We start from the raw sequence: 2,578 nt of genomic DNA, 5'->3' as shown, positions 1-2,578 counted from the left end.
CGAAGAGGTAGACCCCCATCGCGGAGTAGATCGCGACAAGAGAGTAGGACGCCAGGGTTTCGGTGTTCACTCCGTCAGCCTAAGCCCGAGTTGCTGAGAATGGCGGGCCGCGATGTCGGCCACCGCATTGTCCAGGCCGGGATCCTCGCCCCGCGCCAGCCCCGCGTACTCGAGCCGGACGATCCCGTCATCCTGCTCGATCGCCTTGACCCACACCCGCCGGCGCGGGATGAAGAGCGACGTGAGCAGACCGAGCACGACGCAGACGGCGAAGAAGAGGACCCAGCCCTGGGTGGGGTCGCGATGCACGTCGAGCGAGGCGTACCGGGGGACGCTCTTCTCGAGGTCGTCCGGGTCGGACTTCGGGGCCGTGTTCTCGAAGGTGATCGAGCCGAGCCCGTCCGGCAGCTTGACCGTCTGGCCGGGCGTGAGCTGGATCGGGCCGGCGTCGGCACCGTCCGCACCGGTGCCGGCGATCTCCGTCATCTTGTCGGTGTCGAGCGTGTAGACCGACTTCGGTGCTCCCTTGTCGATCCCGAGGTCGCCCTTGTAGACGAGCAGGGACAGCTTCGGATTACGCAGGTCCGGATGCGTGGAGGCGAGGGCCCCGGTGCTCAGGCTCGCGGCGGTCGGGTAGAAGAAGCCGCGCATGCCCACCTGGGAGGCGAGTCCGTCGGGGACCTTGATGACGCCGAGCGAGGTGAGGTTGGCATCCTGAGGGAGGAACGGAACCGGCTCGGAGAACACCACCTTGCCCGCCGGATCGCGGACCGTGATCTTCGGTGCGTAGCCGTTGCCGAGCAGGTAGATGTTGTTGCCGCCGATGTGCAGCGGGTCGTTGACCTTGATCACCGCCTTGGTCGCCGTGCCCGCCGCGTTGTAGGTGGTCACGTTCGCCGTGTAGTCCGTTGGCTGGCCGTAGGCGTTGGCGTTCTTCTCCTCGTAGGTCGCGGTGAACTTGTTGAGGATGAGCCGGTATGGCTTCAGCGCCGAGTCCGTGAAGAACCGCCCGGGATTGAACGAGTCGTAGGTCAGCCGCACGTTGGCGAAGGCCTGGCCGACCACGAGCACCCGCTGTCCCGTATAGCCGAAGCCGCTGCCGATGCCGACGGCCAGCAGGATGCCGATGAGCGCGGTGTGGAAGACCAGGTTGCCGGTCTCCCTCATGTAGCCGCGTTCGGCGGAGACGGAGAGCTCCGCCCCGCGGGGGCCGCGTCCGTCGAAGACCTGCACCCGATAGCCGGACTTCCTCAGCAGGCCGCGGGCGGACTCGACGGCGGAGGCGGCCGTGATGGGAGCACCCGCGGCATCCGCCTGGTCGCCGGCGATCTCGTAGGCGCGGAAGGCCGCCAGCCGCTCGAGGCGGACGGGAGTCCTGGGCGGCCTGGACCGCAGCGCCTTGAGGTGGAAAGTGGTGCGCGGGATGACGCAACCGATGAGGGAGATGAACAGCAGCAGGTAGATGGCGGAGAACCAGACCGACGTGTAGACGTCGAACAGCTGCAGCTTGTCGAGGACGGGCGCGAGTGCCTTGTTGTCCGCGAAGTACTGGGTGACGCCGTTCGGGTCGGAGCTGCGCTGCGGGAACAGCGATCCGGGGACGGCGGCGATCGCCAGCAGGAGGAGCAGGAAGAGCGCCGTGCGCATGCTGGTCAGCTGGCGCCAGAAGAAGCGCAGATACCCGACGAGACCCAGTCTCGGCTGGTTCACCCCATCGGTCCTCGGCTGCGGAGCGGGGGAATCGAAGTGATCAGAGGGCCGGCTCATAACCGAGGATCACCGCCCCGAGCTTCGACATGAGGATGCGCCAGAGACCACTGACCATGAGCACTCCGATCAGGATGAGCAGGGCGCCGCCGATGATGTTGATCACGCGGATGTGACGCTTGAGCCAGGCGACGGAACCGGTCACCCAGTTGAGGCCGAGGGCGACGAGCAGGAACGGGATGCCGAGACCGAGGCAGTAGACGACGCCGAGCAAGACGCCCCGCCAAGGATCACCACTGCCAAGACTGAGCGAGAGCACGGCGCTGAGCGTCGGCCCGATGCAGGGGGTCCAGCCCAGTCCGAAGACGATGCCGAGCAGCGGGGCCCCGCCCAGGCCGGTCGCGACCCGCCATTCGGTCTTGAAGCTGCGCTGGAGGAAGCTGAACTGGCCGATGAAGACCAGTCCCATCACGATGAGCACGAGGCCCATGACGCGGGTGATGAGGTCGATCCACGGGATGAGCAGGGCGCCGGCGGAGGCGAAGACGAGGTTGATCGCGACGAAGACGACACTGAAGCCGAGCACGAACAGGGCGACGCCGAGCACGAGCCGGCCGCGGCCCTTCCGCTCCTGGGTGGCGGCGAATCCGCCGATGTAGGCGAGATAGCCGGGCACGAGCGGGAGGACGCACGGCGAGGCGAAGGCGATGAGCCCGGCGAGCAGGGCGATGGGAAGGGCGAGTCCGAGGCTGCCGCCGTTGATGAGCGGTCCGATGAACCCCACCTACCGGTCCTCGGCGAGCGTGTCGGAGATGAGGGTGTTGAGGATGGACTGGGATTCGAGCTCGCCCGTGATCCGCGCGGCGATCCT

At 67.3% G+C, this 2,578-nt stretch carries 2 protein-coding genes; both read right to left on the bottom strand.

Going from position 1 to position 2,578, the window contains the following annotated elements; translation table 11 throughout:
• Positions 1–66: 66 nt before the first annotated feature.
• The gene (gene resB / locus VGC18_RS13070; RefSeq protein WP_414672887.1) at positions 67–1,767 is read right to left on the bottom strand and encodes a cytochrome c biogenesis protein ResB; all 1,701 of its coding nucleotides are present in this window, start codon (positions 1,765–1,767) and stop codon (positions 67–69) included.
• Positions 1,751–2,491 (bottom strand): cytochrome c biogenesis CcdA family protein, encoded by a 741-nt coding sequence (locus VGC18_RS13065; protein ID WP_331098079.1) that lies wholly within the window; start codon positions 2,489–2,491, stop codon positions 1,751–1,753. The genes resB and VGC18_RS13065 overlap by 17 nt, the downstream gene beginning before the upstream one ends.
• Positions 2,492–2,578: the final 87 nt, after the last annotated feature.

Source organism: Lacisediminihabitans sp., assembly GCF_036404185.1.
Classification (GTDB): Bacteria; Actinomycetota; Actinomycetes; order Actinomycetales; family Microbacteriaceae; genus Lacisediminihabitans.
The sequence above is the reverse complement of the archived record's forward strand: the minus strand, read 5'-3'. Positions and strand labels throughout refer to the sequence as shown.

What these genes read in the sequence shown, in the direction of transcription:
- resB (WP_414672887.1), bottom strand. Translation starts at nt 1,767, where the DNA reads ATGAGCCGGCCCTCTGATCACTTCGATTCCCCCGCTCCGCAGCCGAGG.